This is a genomic window from Shewanella oncorhynchi (assembly GCF_030848765.1).
GTDB lineage: Bacteria > Pseudomonadota > Gammaproteobacteria > Enterobacterales > Shewanellaceae > Shewanella > Shewanella oncorhynchi.
Map to the genome: position 1 here is coordinate 1,413,361 of NZ_CP132914.1, position 20,907 is coordinate 1,434,267.

16 protein-coding genes are annotated in these 20,907 nt (G+C 46.4%); 7 read left to right on the top strand and 9 right to left on the bottom strand.

What is annotated here, in order from left to right:
• Nucleotides 1-585: 585 nt before the first annotated feature.
• The 3 genes from RA178_RS06385 to pepA form a co-directional block, all read right to left on the bottom strand.
• Nucleotides 586-3,462 (bottom strand): valine--tRNA ligase, encoded by a 2,877-nt coding sequence (locus RA178_RS06385; protein WP_306684973.1) that lies wholly within the window; start codon nucleotides 3,460-3,462, stop codon nucleotides 586-588.
• Nucleotides 3,463-3,482: 20 nt separating this feature from the next.
• Nucleotides 3,483-3,986: a DNA polymerase III subunit chi gene (locus tag RA178_RS06390; protein WP_131523599.1), complete on the bottom strand. Its 504-nt coding sequence runs from the start codon at nucleotides 3,984-3,986 to the stop codon at nucleotides 3,483-3,485.
• A 341-nt stretch (nucleotides 3,987-4,327) separates the two neighbouring features.
• Nucleotides 4,328-5,836 carry a leucyl aminopeptidase gene (gene pepA, locus RA178_RS06395; RefSeq protein WP_006082597.1) on the bottom strand — a complete coding sequence of 503 codons (1,509 nt, stop codon included), beginning with the start codon at nucleotides 5,834-5,836 and terminating at the stop codon, nucleotides 4,328-4,330.
• Nucleotides 5,837-6,079: 243 nt separating this feature from the next.
• On the opposite strand from pepA, the gene lptF reads away from it, so the two are divergent.
• Together lptF and lptG are read left to right on the top strand one after the other, a co-directional pair.
• Nucleotides 6,080-7,192 carry an LPS export ABC transporter permease LptF gene (lptF, locus tag RA178_RS06400; protein ID WP_173497554.1) on the top strand — a complete coding sequence of 371 codons (1,113 nt, stop codon included), beginning with the start codon at nucleotides 6,080-6,082 and terminating at the stop codon, nucleotides 7,190-7,192.
• The gene (gene lptG, locus RA178_RS06405) at nucleotides 7,189-8,247 is read left to right on the top strand and encodes an LPS export ABC transporter permease LptG (RefSeq protein WP_105251819.1); all 1,059 of its coding nucleotides are present in this window, start codon (nucleotides 7,189-7,191) and stop codon (nucleotides 8,245-8,247) included. The genes lptF and lptG overlap by 4 nt, the downstream gene beginning before the upstream one ends.
• Nucleotides 8,248-8,367: 120 nt before the next feature.
• On the opposite strand, the gene RA178_RS06410 is transcribed toward lptG, so the two are convergent.
• The 5 genes from RA178_RS06410 to RA178_RS06430 all read right to left on the bottom strand — a co-directional run bounded on the left by RA178_RS06410 (nucleotide 8,368) and on the right by RA178_RS06430 (nucleotide 11,756).
• Nucleotides 8,368-8,877, bottom strand: coding sequence for an RDD family protein (locus RA178_RS06410; protein ID WP_131523600.1), 510 nt, complete (start codon nucleotides 8,875-8,877; stop codon nucleotides 8,368-8,370).
• A 59-nt stretch (nucleotides 8,878-8,936) separates the two neighbouring features.
• Nucleotides 8,937-9,194 carry a DUF2960 domain-containing protein gene (locus tag RA178_RS06415; protein WP_006082593.1) on the bottom strand — a complete coding sequence of 86 codons (258 nt, stop codon included), beginning with the start codon at nucleotides 9,192-9,194 and terminating at the stop codon, nucleotides 8,937-8,939.
• Nucleotides 9,195-9,225: 31 nt separating this feature from the next.
• The gene (locus RA178_RS06420) at nucleotides 9,226-9,576 is read right to left on the bottom strand and encodes a DMT family protein (RefSeq protein ID WP_006082592.1); all 351 of its coding nucleotides are present in this window, start codon (nucleotides 9,574-9,576) and stop codon (nucleotides 9,226-9,228) included.
• The gene (locus RA178_RS06425) at nucleotides 9,573-10,070 is read right to left on the bottom strand and encodes a GNAT family N-acetyltransferase (RefSeq protein WP_113939489.1); all 498 of its coding nucleotides are present in this window, start codon (nucleotides 10,068-10,070) and stop codon (nucleotides 9,573-9,575) included. The genes RA178_RS06420 and RA178_RS06425 overlap by 4 nt, the downstream gene beginning before the upstream one ends.
• Before the next feature lie 180 nt (nucleotides 10,071-10,250).
• The gene (locus RA178_RS06430) at nucleotides 10,251-11,756 is read right to left on the bottom strand and encodes a carboxypeptidase M32 (protein ID WP_173243518.1); all 1,506 of its coding nucleotides are present in this window, start codon (nucleotides 11,754-11,756) and stop codon (nucleotides 10,251-10,253) included.
• A 437-nt stretch (nucleotides 11,757-12,193) separates the two neighbouring features.
• Here RA178_RS06430 and RA178_RS06435 point away from each other — a divergent pair, with 437 nt between their 5' ends.
• Both RA178_RS06435 and RA178_RS06440 read left to right on the top strand, forming a co-directional pair.
• A complete protein-coding gene (locus tag RA178_RS06435; protein WP_131523602.1) occupies nucleotides 12,194-12,829 on the top strand; it encodes a YqiJ family protein in 636 nt (211 codons plus the stop codon).
• A 36-nt stretch (nucleotides 12,830-12,865) separates the two neighbouring features.
• Nucleotides 12,866-14,644, top strand: coding sequence for a flotillin family protein (locus RA178_RS06440; protein WP_306684974.1), 1,779 nt, complete (start codon nucleotides 12,866-12,868; stop codon nucleotides 14,642-14,644).
• Between the two features lie 159 nt (nucleotides 14,645-14,803).
• Here the strand turns inward: RA178_RS06440 and RA178_RS06445 are convergent, their stop codons facing one another.
• The gene (locus RA178_RS06445) at nucleotides 14,804-17,173 is read right to left on the bottom strand and encodes an OmcA/MtrC family decaheme c-type cytochrome (RefSeq protein WP_306684975.1); all 2,370 of its coding nucleotides are present in this window, start codon (nucleotides 17,171-17,173) and stop codon (nucleotides 14,804-14,806) included.
• A gap of 355 nt (nucleotides 17,174-17,528) precedes the next feature.
• Between RA178_RS06445 and RA178_RS06450 the strand changes: the two genes are divergently transcribed.
• Genes RA178_RS06450 through RA178_RS06460 form a run of 3 tightly spaced genes read left to right on the top strand, consistent with a single transcriptional unit; the run spans nucleotide 17,529 to nucleotide 20,853 of the window.
• The gene (locus RA178_RS06450; protein WP_105251824.1) at nucleotides 17,529-18,173 is read left to right on the top strand and encodes a 4Fe-4S dicluster domain-containing protein; all 645 of its coding nucleotides are present in this window, start codon (nucleotides 17,529-17,531) and stop codon (nucleotides 18,171-18,173) included.
• A gap of 16 nt (nucleotides 18,174-18,189) precedes the next feature.
• A complete protein-coding gene (locus RA178_RS06455; RefSeq protein WP_105251825.1) occupies nucleotides 18,190-20,313 on the top strand; it encodes an aldehyde ferredoxin oxidoreductase in 2,124 nt (707 codons plus the stop codon).
• A gap of 18 nt (nucleotides 20,314-20,331) precedes the next feature.
• Nucleotides 20,332-20,853: a YdhW C-terminal domain-containing protein gene (locus tag RA178_RS06460; RefSeq protein ID WP_028761343.1), complete on the top strand. Its 522-nt coding sequence runs from the start codon at nucleotides 20,332-20,334 to the stop codon at nucleotides 20,851-20,853.
• Nucleotides 20,854-20,907 lie beyond the last annotated feature (54 nt).

Sequence of the window (20,907 nt, forward strand, 5' to 3'; positions counted from 1 at the left end):
GCAAGCAATTGCAGGGCTTTTTTATTTTTTAATCTGTAATGGTTTAACTCATTATATTTTTACCCGCTTAGGTTTAACCTTAACTTTGCATCATCATCTTTTGCCTTACCTTAGTATCTTCGGTATCGCTATCTTTAGCCATTTCGCTTTAAACACTTCTCTTTCTTAGGTTCAACTCACTGAAGAATCTGCTTTTGCCTGTGTTGAGAGTCTATGACGACATTGGATATCTATGTCAGCACTCAATGTCAGTCTCTCAGAGCTGTCTCGGGAGGTATTAGCTGTTCTTTAGTCTATATGTGTGGTGTTTACGTATGTCGGCAGTGATGGGCTACGTGTGAGCTCATGAGCGATAGGCCACGGGGAGTGATGAGGGTGTATGGTGAGGTGGTTTCAATACAGTGCAGTAGGTTGCAGTGTTTAGAGTTGGCTCGGGTTAAAGGCGGCATCTGGCTCAAGAACGTAGATTAAGGCTCATAATTGCTCATAGATTGCAGCGATATAGATACAAGGAGGGCAGCCAAGTGGCTGCCCTTCATTCAGTTAGAACCAATCATAACAAGTGAATCAGAGTAAATGAGAAGTTTAAGCTTCTAACTTAGCGAACTCAGATTTTTGTTCATTGAGTTTGTCCATATCTCGCTTGAGATCGGCCATCTTGGCGCGCTCTTTGTCGATAACGTCGGCAGGGGCTTTTGCCACGAAGCCTTGGTTCGACAATTTTCCTTCGATGCGAGCTATCTCTTGGCCGAGCTTTTCAAGCTGTTTGTCGATACGGGCCATTTCGGCGGCGACATCGATTAAGCCTGCCATAGGGATCAGCAGCTCCATTTCGCCAATCAAACCTGTGGTCGACATAGGCGCAGTTTCGCCATCGGCTAAAATGGTCATGCTTTCTAAGCGGGCAAGCGTAGTGAAGAAGGTTTGGTTCGCTTCTACACGGGCTTTATCCTGCGCGCTAACACCACGAAGTAGGGCATTTAGCGGTTTAGATGGGGCAATGTTCAGTTCGGCGCGAATGTTACGCACCGCTACGATCACTTGCTTAACCCATTCTAAATCGGCCATTGCTGCGCTATCGACTTTAGCGGCATCAAATGTTGGGAATGGCGCAAGCATAATGGTATCACCTGCGACACCGGCTAACGGTTTAACGCGCTGCCAAATGGTTTCAGTGATATACGGCATCATAGGGTGCATCAGGCGTTGCATCGCTTCAAGCACTGTCACTAAGGTGTGACGGGTGCCGCGCATTTGCGTTTCGCTGCCGTTTTGCAATACCGGTTTGGTTAACTCTAAGTACCAGTCACAGAACTGGTTCCAAGTGAACTCATACAGGGTATTGGCCGCTAAGTCGAAACGATAGTTCGTCATGTGATCGTCAAAGGTCTTAACGGTTTGATTGAACAAGCCAATAATCCAGCGATCGGCTAACGACAGCTCCATCTCGCCACCTTTGTACTCTGGTGAGCCAGGGCCGCAATCTTGATCTTCTGTGTTCATCAGCACGTAGCGTGAGGCGTTCCATAACTTGTTACAGAAGCTACGGTAACCGTCTAAGCGCTTCATATCCCAGTTGATGTCACGACCCGTTGATGCCATTGCCGCAAGCGTAAAGCGCAGTGCATCAGTGCCGTGTGCTTCTATACCGTCAGCAAACTCTTTGCGAGTGCTCTTTTCAATCTTGGCGGCCAGTTGTGGCTGCATCATATTACCGGTACGTTTTTCAACGAGATCTTCAAGGCCGATACCGTCTATCATGTCTAATGGATCGAGTACGTTGCCCTTAGATTTTGACATCTTGTTACCCGCTTCATCGCGGATAAGACCGGTTACGTAGACGGTTTTGAACGGGACTTGTGGTTTACCGTCTTCATCTTTGATGAAGTGCATGGTCATCATGATCATACGGGCAACCCAGAAGAAGATGATGTCAAAACCTGTCACCAACACGTCGGTTGGGTGGAAGGTTTTTAAATCTTCTAAATTGTCAGGCCAACCTAAGGTCGAGAAAGTCCACAGGGCTGAGCTGAACCAAGTGTCCAGTACGTCTTCGTCTTGGCGTAATGTCATTGAGTCGGCAATATTGTGCTTAGCACGTACCTCGGCTTCGTTGCGGCCGACATAGACTTTGCCGTTTTCGTCGTACCAAGCTGGGATGCGGTGACCCCACCACAATTGACGCGAAATACACCAGTCTTGAATGTCGCGCATCCACGAGAAGTACATGTTCTCGTATTGCTGCGGCACAAATTTAATGCTGCCATTTTCAACGGCTTCGATAGCGGTTTTCGCCATTGGCGCAACAGCTACATACCATTGGTCGGTCAGCATCGGCTCGATAACCACACCGGAGCGATCGCCGTAAGGCACTTTCAAGGCGTGAGGCGCGATTTTTTCGAGCAGCCCTAAAGTGTCAAATTCAGCGACGATAGCATCGCGGGCTTTAAAACGATCAAGTCCGGCAAAGCGTTCAGGCAGGCTGCCATCGAGCGTTTTGTTAAAGGTACCGTCAGAGTTCACCACTTCGGCGCTCACGCGAATGGCGGCATCTAAGGTCAGCACGTTGAACATGGGTAGGTTGTGACGTTTACCGACTTCATAGTCGTTAAAGTCATGGGCCGGGGTGATCTTCACGCAACCTGTACCAAAGGCCATGTCGACGTAATCGTCGGCCACGATAGGAATGCGGCGGTTAACAATCGGCAACAGAATAAACTTACCGACCAGCGCTTGATAGCGTTCATCATCGGGATGCACTGCAACCGCACTGTCGCCGAGCATGGTTTCTGGGCGCGTGGTAGCGACTTCTAAATAGTCTTTACCATCGGCTGTCAGTTCACCGTCGGCCAGTGGATAACGCAGATGCCACATGTGGCCCTGTTTTTCTTTGCTTTCCACTTCTAAATCAGAGATAGCTGTGTGCAGCTTTGGATCCCAGTTGACCAAACGCTTACCGCGATAAATCAACTCGTCTTCGTACAGACGCACAAACACTTCTTGCACGGCCTTGGACAAGCCTTCGTCCATAGTGAAACGCTCGCGGTCCCAATCTACAGAAGCGCCCATACGACGTAGCTGCTTAGTGATAGTGCCGCCCGATTGCGCTTTCCATTCCCACACTTTATCCATAAAGGCATCGCGACCTAGGTCATGGCGATTTTTGCCTTCTTCGGCTTCAAGCTTACGCTCAACCAACATTTGGGTGGCGATACCCGCATGGTCAGTACCGACTTGCCATAGGGTATTTTTGCCTTTCATCCGTTGGTAACGGGTTAAGGTATCCATAATGGTGTCTTGGAAGGCGTGGCCCATGTGCAAGCTGCCCGTCACGTTAGGTGGCGGGATCATAATGCAATAATTGCCTTTGGATTCATCGCCGTGTGGCTTGAAGTAACCTTGCTCTTCCCAATTTTGGTAAAGCGTTTGCTCGATGGACTGCGGATCGTATGTTTTTTCCATGGGAACGTGTCTGTCTCAAACTAATTAAGTGGATGTGTTGCTAAGTCTTGGGTCTGTAAATTGACCCCTAAGCCGCGATACTGTCGATAACGTTCGCGAGCGACCGCTTTATGCTGATCGTCATTGGCAACAAAATCGATAATGTGGCCAAAGTTTACCGCAAATGGGGGCGCTTGGTCTGCAAGATTAATCAGAACTTGGCGACTTTTGTTGGCGCCGAGGCGATCAAAACCAATTTCTACCGGCGATCCCGTCATCGGGCCTTCACCTTTGAGGTTATGAGGTACAAAGGCACTTGGCTCAAACTGCCATAAAAGTTCATCAATTGCATGGGCTTGCTGTTTATCTTGGCAATGGATATAGACCCATTGTTGCTTCACAAAAGCCTGTTGCGCCAGTTGGCATGCCAGAAGATGCATCTCGCAAAGTGCAGGGTTCGCATTCGCGGTTTCAACAGGTGAATCAGCCTTGGCTTTGGCAGGCGATGCCACTGGCGGCATAAGATAAAACAGCACTTGAGTCATGATTTCAATGCCTTGCTTCACTTGTTTTAGTGGCGAACGAGAGCTGCAGTTTACACTAAAAGTCAGTATGGGTTAATGCTTAGGGCAAACCTTACGGTGAGGTTTTATCTATCACTGTCAGGCTGGACTTAATGGGATGCTTTCAAACCGTTGGAGATGAAGAGGGTAGAGCTATAACTCTTTGAAAAATTATTCTAAAACCATTAGTTGTTCAGTTTTTTATTCAAGTTCTTATTCAGGAAATCGATTTTCTGATTAAATTAAGAAAATAAAAAAGGCGAAGATGAAAATCTTCGCCTTTCATTTATCGAGCCTTTAACACACTAAGGCCGGATAGTTGGTTATTCGCCGAGTTCAACACCAGCACGATTGATCAGGAACTGAGTCAATAGTGGCACTGGACGACCCGTAGAACCTTTGTTAGCACCGCTATTCCAAGCTGTGCCTGCAACGTCTAAGTGAGCCCAGTTGTACTTTTTAGCAAAGCGAGAAAGGAAACATGCTGCTGTGATAGCTCCTGCTGGACGGCCACCTAAGTTGGTCATGTCAGCAAACGGGCTGTCGAGCATATCTTGATACTCATCCCACAATGGCATGCGCCATGCGCGGTCACCACTTTGCTCACCGGCACTTAATAGCTCGTGTGCCAGAGGGTTATGCGATGAGAACAGACCCGATGCGTGTTTACCAAGGGCAATCACACACGCGCCAGTCAGGGTTGCAGTATCGATAACTAATTCAGGATCGAAACGCTCAACATAGGTTAATACGTCACATAGGACTAGACGGCCTTCCGCATCGGTATTTAACACTTCAACGGTTTGACCTGACATAGTGGTCAGAATGTCACCTGGACGGTAAGCATTACCCGATGGCATGTTTTCACAGCCAGCCAGAATACCCACAACGTTGATAGGTAACTTCATATCACAGATGGCTTTCATTGTGCCGATAACACCCGCTGCGCCACCCATGTCATACTTCATTTCGTCCATGGCTTCGCCAGGCTTCAATGAAATACCACCCGAGTCGAAGGTTAACCCTTTACCGACTAATACGATTGGTTTTTCTGTGCTATCGACAGCGCCCTTGTATTCCATCACAGTCATGATGGATTCATTGGCACTGGCGCGACCGACTGCAAGGTATGAGTTCATGCCCAGTTTGGCCATTTGCTCTTCACCGATAGTGGTGACATGCAGAGTGTCGTGTATTTCAGCCATTTGGCGTGCTTGAGAAGCTAAATAGGCTGGATTACAGATGTTCGGTGGCATGTTGGCTACATCGCGACATAAATGCATGCCAGCAGATACTGCCATACCATGCTCGATGGCGCGCTCACCTAAGGTTAATTCACGGCGAGTCGGGACATTGAACACTAATTTACGCAGTGGACGGCGAGTTTCACCTTTGCGGGTCTTCAGGGCATCAAAGCTATAAAGACTGCTATTAGTGGTTTCAACCGCTTGACGTACTTTCCAATAAGTATCTCGTCCTTTCACGTGCAGTTCAGTTAAGAAGCAAACGGCTTCCATTGAACCCGTTTCGTTAAGGGTGTTGATTGTTTTAGTGATGATTTGCTTGTATTGGCGTTCGTCTAGTTCTCGTTCTTTGCCACAACCCACTAATAATACACGTTCACTCAATACGTTAGGAACATGGTGCAGCAATAACATCTGGCCAGGTTTACCTTCCAGATCGCCGCGACGCAGTAGGTTACTGATATAACCTTCGCTAATTTTATCTAATTGCTCCGCGATACCCGACAGACGACGGGGTTCATAAACACCGACCACGATACAGGCTGAGCGTTGTTTTTCGGGGCTACCGCTCTTTACGCTAAACTCCATGAGCACTCCTAGATTCTTAAAGACAAATTTTTATATTTATTGGATAATGTCTGCTTGTCCCGAAAAGGGCCTAAGTTATTACTCCAAAGGTGATTTATTCTCGGCGCTTGAGTCACGCATTTCGTGACGTTAAGTTTACCTAGAACCCCTGAAGCTGGTCAGAAAACTATCAAAAGTAAACAGTTTACATGAAAGTTAGTCTGTTACCAGCAAAAAGATAAGTTTAGAGACCGGATCCTGCCTGTGATTGTATTTAAATACCTTATTCGAGAAGTTTTAAAGGCACAAATTGCGGTACTTTTAGTGCTGTTAACTATTTTTATTAGCCAGCATTTCGTGCGTATACTGGCCGATGCCTCCGACGGCGATTTTCCCGCCTCTTTAATCATGACTCTGATTGGGCTTAACTTGCCTTATCTGGTGATCTTAGTGCTGCCGTTAAGTTTGTTCTTGGGTATTTTACTGGCCCACGGCCGTATGTATTCCGAAAATGAAATGGTCATTCTCCACGGTGTTGGGGTCAGTGAGTGGTATGTCACCCGCGTAACGCTGATCCTCGCCGTGATCAATATGCTGTTTACTGGCTATTTATCCCTTTATGTTGCTCCTTGGGCAGAAGAACAGCAAAACCAAGTGCTCGAAAAAGCCCAGTCTGAAGCGGGTCTTGCCGCCTTAATCCAAGGGCGTTTTCAGGCGAGTCCCAATGGTCGCGCGGTATTATTTGTTGAGCGTATTGGTAAAGATAACGAGTTAGATAAAGTGTTTGTAGCCCAGTTGCCAGATCCTGATGATGAAACTGGCGTGACCAATGTCGTGGTGGCTAAAGGTGGACGAGTACAGGAAGATAGTTCAGGTGCTCAACAATTGAACTTGAATGACGGCGTGCGTTATCAAGGCAGCCCGAAGGCGAAGGACTACCAAATGATCGAATTTGGTGGTTATAAAATGCAAATTAAAGAGCAGCAAGTTGATGAGCGTCGCCGTAAGTTATCTGCATTGCCCGTTGATGAACTCGTGAAAATTGAAGGTGCTGAAGCCGCTGCTGAATTCCACTGGCGTCTTGCTATCCCGCTCGCGATTCCAATTATGACACTAATTGCTGTGCCGTTGGCGCGGGTGAATGTGCGCCAAGGTAAGTTTGCTAAGATGTTCCCAGCAGTACTTTTATATCTTGGCTATTTTGGGCTAATGGTCGCGGGACGTAAGGCATTGCAAGATGGGATTATTCCACTGTATTTAGGTATGTGGTGGATCCATGTTTCTGCGCTCTTGATGGGGTTATTCTTGCTCGGCAAAGATAGGCCTATTTTCAGTCGTATATCGTCCTTGTTTGCCTATAAGAAGGTGGCAGCATGAAGATATTAGACCTTTATATCGCCAGAATATTGTTAAGCACTTCAGCGCTTTGTTTGCTGGTGTTGACTGGTTTGTCGGGCATCATCAAATGGGTTGATCAGCTGCGTTTAGTTGGCCGTGGCACCTACAGCATGATGGATGCTGGCATCTATGTTTTATTTTTAGTGCCACGGGATATTGAAATGTTTTTCCCTATGGCCGTCTTGCTAGGCGCTTTGATTGGTATGGGAATGTTGGCATCGAATTCCGAACTTGTGGTGATGCAAGCTTCTGGCATGTCACGTTTGCAGATCACTATGTCGGCGATGAAAACTGCTGTGCCTTTGATGTTATTGGTGATGGTTTTAGGAGAGTGGGGCGCACCGATTGCTGAGCAAAAAGCCAATGAGTTGCAAGCTGTTAAACTCTCTGGTGGGAGTTTAATTAAGTCCCATCGTGGAATTTGGGCAAAGGATGGTGATTTGTTCGTTAATATTGGTGAAGTTGAAAACATCAATAAACTCAGCAATATCACGCTTTATAAATTCAATAGCGAACTTAAGCTCACCAATGTAGTTCACGCAGACCGAGCGGTCTTTTCCCAAGATCGCTGGCGTTTATTTGACGTTAAACGTACCGATTTAAGCTATGAAAAAGTCGTGCTTGAGTATCTTGAAGAAGACCAATGGCAATCAAGTTTAACGCCAGATAAGCTCAGCGTAGTGTCGATTAAACCCGAGGCGTTATCTATACGTGGTCTGGTCGGTTATCTTGATTACCTTAAAACTAACAGTCAAGATCCCAGCCGTTATGAGCTTGCTTTATGGCGCAAGGTGATGCAGCCCGTGACGGTCGCAGTGATGATGTTAGTGGCACTGTCGTTTGTATTTGGTCCGCTGCGGACAGTGACTATGGGCGCGCGCGTATTACTTGGGGTCGTAGCAGGTTTTAGCTTTTATATCAGTAATGAGATTTTTGGCCCAATGAGTATAGTGTATGAGCTACCCGCTTATGTGGGGGCTGTTGCGCCAAGCTTGTTGTTTACTGGCGTTGCCTTCTACTTTATCCGGCGATGATACGCAGCTTATTACTTCTTACTCCGGATTTTGTCAATTAAGAATAGTCCATAAAAATAGTCCATAAAAAACGACGCTTTTGCGTCGTTTTTTGTATTTCGGATTTACTTAAGAATAAACTTATGCCCCATGCCAGTTACGCATTTGGTTGGCTTCTTTAGACAGCACGACAACTTCTGAGCGAGTCATCATATCCTGCAGTGCGCGCTTATCATCATTGATTAAAATCCATAAATTGCCAATGCCGAGCAGTGACCAAATGATGCGAGCGTAGGCAGTGATTAGACTTAAGTTTTGGCCATTAGGATGTTGAATTTTAAGCCGCCAAGCGCGCATCCCTAAGGTTTGACCGCCCTTACTCCAGAATAATGCGTAGAAAGTGCCGACACACAAGGCAAGCCAGAGTTGATAAATTCCCTGATAAACCGGCGTGCCATTGAGTGCATCTGAGACATGTTCAAAGCCATTCATGCCAGCCAGTCCTGAAGCGGTGAGGCCGTAGAAAATCCCAAAGCCCATTGCGCCCGCAACCATATAGACGGCCACGGCTAACATCGAATCGTAAATTGCAGCGCCTAGGCGGCGGAAGAATCCTGCGCGGGGGAAATTAGCATGTTCGGTATTGAGCATTACAGTGTCCTGTTATTGAAGTGCTTAAAGCTAATACAAAAAACAATTAATACATTAGCCTAGGCTTCAGGTTCTTCATCTCTGACAAAGTGGATATTGCTAAAACCAAAGCGGGCAAACTCTACTTTCCTGAATTCTTTTTCAGCCTTGGCACCTTTACGAGATGTCATGGCGACTTGTTGTTCCATAGCCAAAAATTTGGTCAGATCTATGCCTTCGGCTTCGGCCACAGCTTCATATAAATCATGGTGTTTGTCGTAGCTAAAGGCGATAGTTTTCGTCTTACCTTTGAAGGTATAAGTGACTTGACGGGCCATGGGGGGGAGCTCTCCTGAAATAAGTCTGAAATTAATTAAATTCACTTCTAAAAATAAAATACACAGCACCTAAGATGCACAGTCCTGCCCACAGATAATCGAGCTTCAATGGTTCTTTCATATAGAAATAGGCAAAGGGGACAAACAAACTTAAGGTGATGACTTCTTGTAAAATTTTTAACTGGCCGACATTCATTACTGTGTAGCCGATACGGTTAGCAGGCACTTGCAGCAAGTATTCAAATAGGGCGATACCCCAGCTCACTAAGGCCGCAATAATCCAAGGTTTTGAGCCTAGCGTTTTCAAATGCCCGTACCAAGCAAAGGTCATAAAAATATTACTTAAGCAAAGTAAACCGATAGTGGTTAGGGTTGGATTCATTTTTCATCTCTATGATTAAATTTATAAATCATATACATAGCATCGTCAGTATAGCTGCCAAGGCATTTATCGATTGCCTTAGGTTTAAAACCCATTTTAAGCCAATAGCTGTCGGCACCTTGTACGGCTACGAGGGATAAGGAATTGAGATTATAGCGATCCGCCAATAGTGTTAGGCGGGTCAGCGCCTTAGCGCCGGCGCCTAAACCTTGGGCTTTGGCCGAAATCGCAATATCGTGTAGGTATAAGGTATCAGCCTTGGGTAAATGTGTGATGGGCTGATATAGCGCGGGCGGCATATTGGCGGTCCAAGGGTGAGCCAAGCAATAACCGACAACCGACTTATCCACTTCGAACACAAAACAGGACTGAGGTGATACCTGCCATTTACTTTGCAGTACGTGCAGTGGCTCAGGATCCAGTTGTGAGTAACACTCGTCTTGGATCGCTAAAATGGCATCCCAATCCTCTGGGGTGATTGCACGCAGTAACATGGCCGACATTTATCCTGTTTCAAGAGTTCTGTTGAAGGAACTCCGTGGAAAGAGTCCTGATTCAAATAAGCTCGGCATTATAACCTCAAGCAGCGTTAAAATGCAGGCTCCAGCGGCAATATAAAGCGCTTTAAAACCCGTATAAACTGAGCTTTCAGCGCTTTTAAGCATTAGCAGCGGTTAAATGCCCAGATATCGTTGGCGCAGGTGACGCTCAAGATATTGACCATTTAGGGTTTCGCCCGTTGCTTGGCGTATCAGTTCATCGGTTGTGAGCAAAGATCCCTTAGACCAAATGTGTTCACTCAGCCATTGGAATACCGAGTTCAACTTGCCTGTATCGATTAGGGTTTCAATTGGCCCTAAGGCTTTTTCCATCGCAAAACGGCATTGGGCGGCATACATGGCGCCTAAGGTGTAACTTGGGAAATACCCTAGTTCACCAACGGCCCAATGAATATCCTGCATGCAACCGTCTAGGTAGTTGCCATCGGTATTAATCCCCAGTAGTTGTTGCATCTGCGTCGACCAAAAATCAGGCAAATCCTCTACGGTTAAGCTGCCGTCGATAAAGGCTTTTTCTGCCTCAAAGCGCAGTAAAATGTGGCAAGGATAGGTGACTTCATCGGCATCGACGCGGATCAGTCCGGGCGCTACGCGGGTGTAATGCTGTGCTAATTCTTGGGCGCTAAAATGACAATGAAGATGTTGCGCAATTTTAGGCTGCAATTGGCGTAAAAATGCCGGATTTGCCCCGAGTTGCATTTCGCAGAATAGACTCTGGCTCTCGTGGATACCCATAGAACGCGCCAGTCCCGCAGGTTGTCCGCGCCACGCTTGAGGTAAACCTTGCTCGTATCTGGCATGGCCTGTTTCATGAACTATGCCCATGATAGCACTGCTAAAATCGGCCTCATTGTAGCGGGTCGTTATCCGCACATCGCTTGGCACGCCGCCACAAAATGGATGGCTGCTGATATCCAGCCTACCGTGGTTAAAGTCAAACCCCAGAAAATCCATTACGTCTCGGCCAAGGGCTTGCTGCGCGCTAACATCGAAGGGACCATTTAGCGTTAACTTAGGCTCGTTTGCCTGTTTAGCCAGCACTTCTTGGATAAGTGTCGGTAGCCAATCTTTCAGTCCGCCAAAGGTTTGCTCCAGCTTTGCCGAGGTCATTCCCGGCTCAAATTTATTGAGCAGGGCATCATAGGGGGAAATATTCTGGGCTTCGCCGCGGATCTGCGCTTCTTCCTTAGCAAGTGCAATTACGGCTTTAAGGTTTGGTTTAAAGCCTTGCCAGTCATTATTTTTACGTTGTTCACGCCACGCATTCTCACATTGATAGGCCATTTTAGTTTTGGCTTGCACGAGATCGCCGGGCACTAAATTTGCTTGTTGATATTGGTATTGCATTTCCCGCAGGTTGGCTTGTTGTTCCGTTGTGAGAGATTCGTCCGTCGCGCCGTGTAAGTGTTCAGCTAATACGGTTGAGGTTTTGAGTGTGTGGATATGTCGCGCCAGTTCAGCCATTGCATCGCCGCGATCGCTATTACCGCCCATAGGCATCATGGCTGCTTGATCCCAGTCACCTAGAGCGCTGAAATGTTCAAAGTGAGAAATTTTTTGAAAATGTGCTGTCAGTTTATCGTAACTTGGTGTTGGTACTTTGCTCTTGGGTGAGTCCATGGAATTTCCCTTCTGGCGCATCAAATCCTGCGCGAATAAATAACAATAACAGGATGATAATACAATGACGTCAACAGTATACTCAACAACCTAAAGATGCAGGACTCAGTGGGCTGACCTTAACGCTATAGTAACGCACTTGAGGTAAGGCCATTTATTGCTCCTGAAGAAATGGCATCTACGCCATGTATGGTGATTGCGGCTATTTGCAGCGCTAGCGCGCTAAGTTAAAAGGGGCGTTGAAGTGTTAAAGTGGTTTTCGATAGGGTACTAGCAGCGAAGATGGCCACGCGATTTTGGCGCAGCAGAGTAATAGTCAAATCTGTTTTAGGGACAATTTTTAGTTTGGAAATTGTGCTTGCCTTGCTATTCTGTTGTGGTTAAGTCGATAATTACAGTGAAATAAATGGAATGCTGTATTGTTCAAGGAGATGACTATGTGGGCGTTTTTAGTTGAACAGCCTAATTTACCTTACACCATAGCTTTTGCCTGTGTACTGGCCCTTGGTGTGTTTGAAGTCTTCGCATTATTCATAGGTTTAAGCATGTTAAGTGCGTTAGACCAATGGGTGCCTGCTGATGTGGAATATGATGCTGATGTGGGCGCGGGTGGACTCACGGGCATTGCCGGTTGGCTGTGTCTAAATAGACTCCCATTACTTATTTGGTTTGTGCTTGCGCTGACCAGTTTTGCGATTGCGGGTTATATCGTCAATTTTATCAGTGTTAGTGTTGCCGGTTTTTTACTGCCGCAACTGTTCACTTTACCCATTGCTATTGTCGCCAGTGCATTTTCTTGCCGTTATTTTGGCCGAGTACTTGCTGATCATTTGCCTAAAAATGAATCGAGTGCGATCTCGCTAGATGATCTTAGCGGCTATGTCGGCACTATCACCTTAGGTTGCGCAATTAAAGGCATGCCCTCTGAAGCTGTCGTTCGCGATAAACATCAACAAAAACATTACGTTTTAGTCGAGCCCGAAACTTCGGATATCGAGTTTGCCTCAGGCACTCAAGTCGTGCTGCTTAAGCGCGAAGGCCGAGTCTGGTCTGCTACGCGTTTTGATAATTAATCTTCCCAAGCCATAAATCAATTGAAAGGAAATCAAATGGATGTGTTAACAAACATAGGTTCATCCGGTAGTTTTATTTTGCTCGTTGCGGGTATGGTGCTACTCGGCCTCATTGTGATCGGGTTAATTTTCGCCAAGTTATATAAACGTGCAACCAAAGAAATGGCCTTTGTGCGTACCGGCTTTGGTGGTGAGAAAATCATTAAAGATGGCGGCGCTATTGTGTTGCCTGTATTACATGAAACCATCTCGGTAAACATGAACACTCTGCGTATCGAAGTGGAGAAAACCCAGAAAGATGCGCTGATCACTAAGGACAGAATGCGTGTCGATGTGAAGGCCGATTTCTACTTGCGTGTAGCCCCACATTCCGATGGTATTTCAATGGCAGCGCAAACCTTAGGCACGCGTACAAACCGTGTTGAAGAGCTTAAAAAGCTGATGGAGTCCAAGTTTGTCGACGTGCTGCGTGCCGTGGCCGCCGAAATGACCATGACAGAGATGCATGAGCAGCGTGCCGATTTTGTGCAACGGGTGCAAAATAACGTCGCCAACGATCTGGAGAAAAACGGTCTCGAACTCGAATCGGTTTCATTAACGGGGTTCGATCAAACTGATTTGCAGTTTTTTAATGAAAACAACGCATTTGACGCCGAAGGTCGTGCGCGTCTGGCGAAGATTATCGAAGAGAAACGCAAAGAAACTAACGATATTCAGCAGGAAAACCGCATTAAGATCGAGCAGCGTAACCTCGAAGCTGAAAAGGAATCCCTAGAGATTGAAAAGTCGGAAGAAGAAGCGCGCCTGATCCAGCAACAGTCGTTAGAATTTAAACGCGCCGATCAAAAAGCGGAGATTATTAAGCAGAAAGAAAACAAGGCTCGTGAAGAACGCGAAGCCGAGATTGCCAAAGAGCGCGCCATTGAAACCGCTGAAATCGAAAAGACCAAAGATATCGAAACCCGTGAGATTGAAAAGTATAAGTCGATTGAGCAATCGCGCATTCAACAGCAAAGGGATATTGAAGTTTCTGAGCAGGAAAAACGCATTGCGGTTGCGGCCAAATCTGAAGAAGAATCAGCAGCTCGTGCCCGTGCAGCTGAAGCCGAAAAACTGAAAGTTGAAAAAGAAGAAGCGGTAATCACAGCGCGCCAAGTGGCAGAAGCTAATCGTCGCAAAGAGATTGAAGTGATTGATGCCCGTAAGGAAGCTGAGCGTGATGCAGTCGGCGTAACAGTGCAGGCCGAAGCTGAGAAACGTGCCGCTGAAGACAGATCGAGTGCGATTCTGATTGAAGCGCGCGCCAGTGCCGATGCGAAAAAACTGCAGGCTGAAGCGGATGAAAAAGTCTATGCCGTTGAAGCTGCAGGTAAACAAGCACTTTATGAAGCAGAAAACGTCTTGAGTGATGAGCAGATCGCCCTGCAAAAATCCCTCGCCATTTTGAAGGCTTTGCCTGAAATTGTGGCCCAAGCCGTTAAGCCGTTAGAAAACATCGAAGGTATTAAGATTCTTCAAGGTTATGGTGCAGGTCATCAATTTGCTGTGGGTGGCGAAGGTGCTCACCATCAAGGTGGCATCGCAGAGCAAGTGACCAGTGCAGCGTTAAACTATCGCGCCAATGCGCCTGTTATCGATGCCATGCTCAGGGAGTTAGGGTTAGTGAATGGCGACTCTGGAACCTTGAATGATTTATTGAACGGTAATAACACCTTAACCGCCGAAGCCTTAAGTGGTGTGACCTTGTCGAACTCTAGACCTAAGGACTATAGCCAAACGCAGGTAGTAGAGAGCCAAAGTGTGCTCAAGCCTTAATCTCAACGACATTAAACTAAGTCAAATCAAGTAAAGCACTCGCCGTTGCTCTTTTGAGCCTTGTGCGGATAAAAGATTGATCAATAGGACGAATGAAATAAAACCGCTCACCATTATGGTGAGCGGTTTTTTTTGGGGCATTAAATCAAATCTAACGGCTTATTTGTGTACCTTGTCGACCCCCGATGAGCGACCTTCGGCATGACAGGTTGCGCATGACTCCTGTCCTGATTGGTAAATTCGACCACCGCTGGCATCGCTTTGGTAAACCCCGCCAAAGCTGCGTGCATGGACGACTAAACTATCGATAAGCGTGTGACAAGCCGTGCAGGTTGCTAAGGTTGGTGAGTACTCGGCAATTTGCCCTATGTTGGCGGCATCGGGTGTCGCAACTAACAGGGATTGTTGTGCACTTAGCCCCTCGAGACTGAGCTGTCCTGCGCTATGGCAAACACTGCAGTTATTTTTTGCATTAGGGTAAGTGAGTTCGGGACGTGGATTATCAAAACCCACTACAGTGCGGGTTCCCGCATGCAGTGAATGCACCATTTCCCTGTAGCTCAAAGTATTGTTGATGGTGCGATAGGGCTTGATTTGGCTGGCCCCAGGAGTATGCATCACATTGGCATTGAGATACATAATCGCATCATTACTGTGGCAACTTTGACATTGCCCATCGGTCAGTGCGGTTGCCGTTTGCGGCGCATGACAGGTGCCACAGCTGCTATTGGGTTCAAAAACTCCTTTCATTTGATGCGCTGACAGAACTCTATCTTCTAATCCTTGATCATGACATTGGCGGCAGGCCTGTTCATCGACCTTAGCTTTTGCCGTAACAGCTTGACCTTGCAGGCTTAGCGAATTAATGGCACTGAGACTCACCTCTTGATTTGCGATATTACAGTTAACGGCAAAGCCGGTATTTTTATCGGCACAGAGCACCAGTTTACTGTAGAGTTTTGACTGACTCAGATCGCCAAAATCGGCTGCCGACAGGTTAGATATAGTGACGGTTAGCTGATTGGGCGCGGTAATTTTTAAGGCGACGTCGCTCGTGTTTGCTAATAAATCCCACACTTTACGCTGGCCGTTATTGATTGGCATGTTCGCGCTATTTGTTTCACCTGTGGCAATCAACCAGAAGGATTTTATCATAGGTTGACTGGCGGGCAGTTGCTCCATTTGCTGCACTTGCAATGTCACTGCAAGGGTCTTAGCTTCAACGCTTAGCTGCGAACTCAGTAACTTAACTTGGTAATCGCTCACCAGCTTAGTGGCTGTTTTCACGGCGGCATTGTGGAAAAGCCCGACACCTTCAGGATTAGTGCTATCAGGGTGGCAGCCGCTACAGCCCAGTGCCCATGGGTTGGCAAAAATTTCCCTATTGTGGAATAACCCCGCTACAGTGCCATTCCAATCTGCTGGAATTTGCGCTTTGTGACAGTCAAGACACGCGGTTTTACTGGGGATATTACTATTGCCACTTTGCGCCGTTGCGCCGGGAATATGGCATTGCTGACATTGGGCCATATCACCGGGAAAGGTCACATTGGCGTAGTCATATAGCTGTCCCTTGTAACCTACAATTTGATATTTGGCTTGGTGGATCTGGTGTGTCAATGTCGCCATATCAAGGCTATTACCCGTTTCAGGATCGCCAGAGTAAGTCGTGTGACAGACAACGCAGCCCTCAAAGGCAAAACGTTTATTGCCGTGCATCAAAAGGCGAGTATCGGTATTGGCTAAGTCTGGGTTATGGCATCGAAAACAGGCTTGTTCCGGCGCGATCACTTTACGGCCCATATCCGCAGCGACGGTCTGTCCTGTGGCGGGCACAAAATCGTACACGCTGTTGATCAACTGAGTGTCGATTGGGCTGTTTGCTAACGGTTTTAACTCTAGGTAAATCCTGTGGGTGAGCTCAGGTGAGTACTGGGTATCTATCCCCGTAAATTGTGAGTAACCCGTGAGTGGTTTACTCAAAGTGTAACGGTATTGGCCCGCGCCTAAGGAGGTTAGACAAGCCGTTTTACAGTTGCTTTCAATGCCTGCTTGCCACTGAGTCTGTGCATTCGCTTGGGCATTTGTGGCAGGTTCTACTTGATTATTGATGTAACTGGTCCATTGCAACGCAGCATCTGTCGCGCTTGCTGCAGAGTTAGTGACTTCAGCGCCAGTTGTTGCCATAGCATTCGCCGCGGCTTGGGTGATTTGATAGTGCTCCTGCGGCGGTGCTAATTTGGCAATACCGACACCTAAGGTATCTAGCTCCTTCAGGTTTTCTAGTCCTGTGACCGCAATACCATTGGCATTGCTGAGGAAGAAATCGACCTGAACATGGGTTTGCGCATCGATAACCACATTTTCTATTGTCGCTTTGAGTGTATCCGCTTGTTCAATGCTGATACTCACAATCCCTGGTGGACCTTCTTTCCCATCGTCACCATCGGAACAGGCTGTCATCAGACAGACTGCGACTGCCATTGGCGTAAAGATTTTCCATTGAGAACGGGTATTCGTTTTCATCATTTTCCATTCCTTTTTAATTAGATTCTGTCGGGACTCTAATCGGAATGTATGCGGTATAGATATTAACTTAGTTATAAGTCTAGTTGCACTTAATTAACAAAATTTAAAAGTTATTTGTTAATTATATTAAGGTTATTTGAAGTGAGGCAATATTTAAATTTGCTAGATGTTGAATTGTTAATTCTTGAAAACGTTACTCTGACGCATGTCGTGTAACTTGATCTAATAATGCCCCAATATGGGTAATTGTGACGCAGGTTAAAAATCAAAGACATAATTACTTTAGCATAAATTGTCGGGAATCAAAGTGTATGCATATTTTAATTATATTGCTTTGACTAATAAAGGATCAAATATGATTACCAGAAGAGGAATGCTTAAAGGCGGTATGGGCGTTGCTGTCGGTACAGTTTATAGCGGAACATTAATAAGTTTTCTGACCGGTTGTGGCAGTGACAGTAATAGCCAAGAGATAGTAGAGGTCATGCCTGGTGGACTCATGGTGGTGAACCCTACGGTTTGCGTTAGCTGTAGACGCTGTGAAATTGCCTGTGGTTGGAACCATGAAGGGGATAGCAGTCCGACACTTGCCCGCGTTAAAGTAGAAAGAAATATGAACTATGGCCCACACGGTGTGCAATTTGACTATGAAATACAACGAGGAGAATGCGGCGATAAAACCGTTGTTCCTTCCACTTGTCGCCACTGCGAAGTTTGCACTGAAGTTTGTCCACAGCAAGCTATTTCAACGAACGAACAAACTGGCGCCAAAGTGATTGATGAAGAACGTTGTGTCGGATGTGGTTATTGTGCAGATAAGTGTCCTCAGCAAGTCATTAAAGTTGTTCGCAGTAAAATGAAAGCCGTCAAATGTGATTTATGTAACGGTAAACCTGCCTGCGCGCAAGTTTGTCCTACAGGTGCAATTAAATTTTATAACTGGGAAGAGGCTGAAGCTGCATTAGAACAATATGAAAAATATACCGGCTTAGTTTCTTAAATTCAGGAGAAATAATATGAGTGATAAAATAGGTGGTTGGGCGGGTAAAGTCCTCAGAGTTAATTTAACAACTAATCATATATGGTATGAGCCAATCAATAAATATTATGACTATATCGGTGGCATGGGTATTGGTTATAAAATATTGTGGGATGATCATAAGGATAATATTACAGCAATCGACCCAGATAATATTATTGTCTTTTCTGCCGGACCATTAACGGGTTCAGGCGTTATTTGTACTGGACGAACAACCATTACTTCCCGTAGTCCCGTAATTGAAAAACATCTGATTGCCGATGGTCACTTTGGTGGGCATTTTTCACCCGCAATGAAATTTGCGGGTTTCGATGCGATAGCAATAGAAGGCAAAGCGAGCAGCCCTGTGTGGCTTAAAATTGTGGATGATAAGGTCACGATTGAACCTGCCGATGCCCTATGGGGTAAAGGTATATTTGATACCCACGCTATGATCGCGCAAATGATGGGACCCAATGCACAAGTCGCTGCGATTGGCCAAGCGGGTGAAAACCAAGTGCCTCTTTCTGTCATTATGACTCAGGGCGGGCACTCAGCAGGTGGTCATGGCTCGGTAATGGGGTCAAAAAATTGTAAAGGGATCGGCATTATCGGCACTGGCGCCGTTAAAATCGCCGCCAATAATGAAAAGATGCGTGCCTTAGATGACCATATTTTAGGTATTATCGGTGCCAACAATAATGGTGTCGTTCCTTCAACGCCGCAATCTTGGGCTGAGTACTCAGCACCCATCAGCCGCTGGAAATCTCGGCCCGGTTTGAAGTGGGGCGCTGCCGATCAAGAAATCGATTTAGGCGAAGTGCCATGGAATGAACGCAATCGTATTGGGTTTCGAACTTCAATGGCAGAAAGCTACATAGGTGTGGAATACGCCAATAAGTGGATGAAGCGTACGGGAGGCTGTCATTCATGCCCAATACGTTGCTTCTGCGAGCTAAAAGTCCCTGAATTGAAAAGCAAATACGGTCGTAAAACCGAACATATATCTAACGTCTGTATGGGATTCCTCGTACCACAGTATTTAATGGGCACCAAAAATGGTACAGAAGCACATGCGATGGCGGGCGCTTTAGGGGCTCATATTCTCGATGACTATGGTATTTGGTGTAACTATGGCTCCATTTCTCATCTATTTAAATTCCTAAAAACAAAGGATATGTTTAAGCATTTATTACCTGAAGATGAATTTAACAGTATTCCTTGGGCGCTCTGGGATAACCAAGATCCCGCTTTCTTACTTGATTTTTATCGCCGAGTGGCGTTTAAAGAAGGTGAAATCTCCCATATGGCCGACGGCTTATATGATTTGATCAAGCGTTGGGGGTTAGATGGAACCAATCCCAAGTTAGGTAATTGGGATATTCACAAAGAAAGTGCCACTAAGGTATTCAACAAGAAAACCAATGCTGCCGTGCACCATGCCAGTGAAACCGCGGGTCAGGTGGGTACGTTAATCAACGTCGTCTTTAACCGTGATGCTCAGTGCCATTCCCACATCAACATAGTTAACAGTGGTTTGCCACACGATATGACAGTGGCGATTGCCGAGAAAAAATGGGGTGAAGGTGCATTCGATAAGGTGAATTGGTATACCCCAATCAATGCGGCTAAGATCCGTTTTGCAAAATGGTCGCTGGTGAAAAACGTATTACATGACTCTCTGACACTGTGTAACTGGATGTTCCCATTGTTGGCATCACCGGATAAAAATCGCAACTATGAAGGCGATAGCACTATTGAATCGCAGATGTTCAGTTTAGTGACTGGGATTGAAACCACAGAAACGGAATTGGACTTTAAGGCGGAAAGAGTGCTGCATTTACACCGTGCCTTAACCGTATTGCAAATGAATGAAAGCAATATGCGCGAAGAGCATGATGTGCTCAGTGACTGGGTTTATGATTTGAATCCAGATAAAAACTTCGGTCAAGAGGGCACCATCAAGATGGACCGCGCAGACATGCAAACGGCGCTGGACATGTTCTATGAAGCCTTTGGTTGGGATATTCAAACCGGTGCGCCAACTCGGGCCACGCTCGACAAGTTTAGCCTAGGTTTTGTTGCCGATAGATTGGCGGCGCGAGGCCTGTTACCCAGTTGAACACTATAGTTGGACACTATGATTGAACTTGTCGGTTATATCAGGGTATTTAGCCAACACGGACGCTTAGTCACGGCGGAGCAAATCGCCGCCGTGGCAGGGCTCGAGTGGGATAGTGAGCAAACGGTTAACAGTTATATTCGCCTAATCCTCAATGAGGCTTACAAGGATGTGCAGATGCGTTTGTCGGATAAGCGGTATTTCTTCTATTCCGACAGAAGCATAGTTGAACGTTACGCTGAGCAATGGTTAGCATTGGAGCGGGGTGAAGCGTTTGAGGCCATTATTGCCCAGATCCGTCGCAATAGCTGCCGCCATACTGAGGTCTATCTGGAGAGTGTACTGACGTTTGCCCCCTATCTTTATGATGAGCCTACATTAGCCAATGTGCGTGAGCAATTGCCGCAACAGCTTGGGGCCGAGGATATCCATTATGCAGTGGACAATCAGGGGAAAGGTTATTACTACTCGACTCTGGGATTGAGTCACAGTTATGCGGCCGTACTCGCTAATTATGATCCTTGTGAATGGTCAAACTGAGATTCTGCTACCTTATTGATATTGATTAAGCGCCTTCGGGCGCTTTTTTATCGC

Excerpts from the sequence above, each read along its gene's own strand:
- RA178_RS06420 (WP_006082592.1), bottom strand. The coding sequence starts at position 9,576 with ATGAATCCAACCCTAACCACTATCGGTTTACTTTGCTTAAGTAATATT.
- RA178_RS06445 (WP_306684975.1), bottom strand. The coding sequence starts at position 17,173 with ATGATGAAAACGAATACCCGTTCTCAATGGAAAATCTTTACGCCAATG.
- RA178_RS06460 (WP_028761343.1), top strand. The coding sequence starts at position 20,332 with ATGATTGAACTTGTCGGTTATATCAGGGTATTTAGCCAACACGGACGC.
- RA178_RS06410 (WP_131523600.1), bottom strand. The coding sequence starts at position 8,877 with ATGCTCAATACCGAACATGCTAATTTCCCCCGCGCAGGATTCTTCCGC.
- RA178_RS06440 (WP_306684974.1), top strand. The coding sequence starts at position 12,866 with ATGGATGTGTTAACAAACATAGGTTCATCCGGTAGTTTTATTTTGCTC.
- RA178_RS06455 (WP_105251825.1), top strand. The coding sequence starts at position 18,190 with ATGAGTGATAAAATAGGTGGTTGGGCGGGTAAAGTCCTCAGAGTTAAT.
- RA178_RS06425 (WP_113939489.1), bottom strand. The coding sequence starts at position 10,070 with ATGTTACTGCGTGCAATCACCCCAGAGGATTGGGATGCCATTTTAGCG.
- RA178_RS06450 (WP_105251824.1), top strand. The coding sequence starts at position 17,529 with ATGATTACCAGAAGAGGAATGCTTAAAGGCGGTATGGGCGTTGCTGTC.
- RA178_RS06430 (WP_173243518.1), bottom strand. The coding sequence starts at position 11,756 with ATGGACTCACCCAAGAGCAAAGTACCAACACCAAGTTACGATAAACTG.
- RA178_RS06415 (WP_006082593.1), bottom strand. The coding sequence starts at position 9,194 with ATGGCCCGTCAAGTCACTTATACCTTCAAAGGTAAGACGAAAACTATC.
- lptG (WP_105251819.1), top strand. The coding sequence starts at position 7,189 with ATGAAGATATTAGACCTTTATATCGCCAGAATATTGTTAAGCACTTCA.
- RA178_RS06390 (WP_131523599.1), bottom strand. The coding sequence starts at position 3,986 with ATGACTCAAGTGCTGTTTTATCTTATGCCGCCAGTGGCATCGCCTGCC.
- pepA (WP_006082597.1), bottom strand. The coding sequence starts at position 5,836 with ATGGAGTTTAGCGTAAAGAGCGGTAGCCCCGAAAAACAACGCTCAGCC.
- RA178_RS06435 (WP_131523602.1), top strand. The coding sequence starts at position 12,194 with ATGTGGGCGTTTTTAGTTGAACAGCCTAATTTACCTTACACCATAGCT.
- RA178_RS06385 (WP_306684973.1), bottom strand. The coding sequence starts at position 3,462 with ATGGAAAAAACATACGATCCGCAGTCCATCGAGCAAACGCTTTACCAA.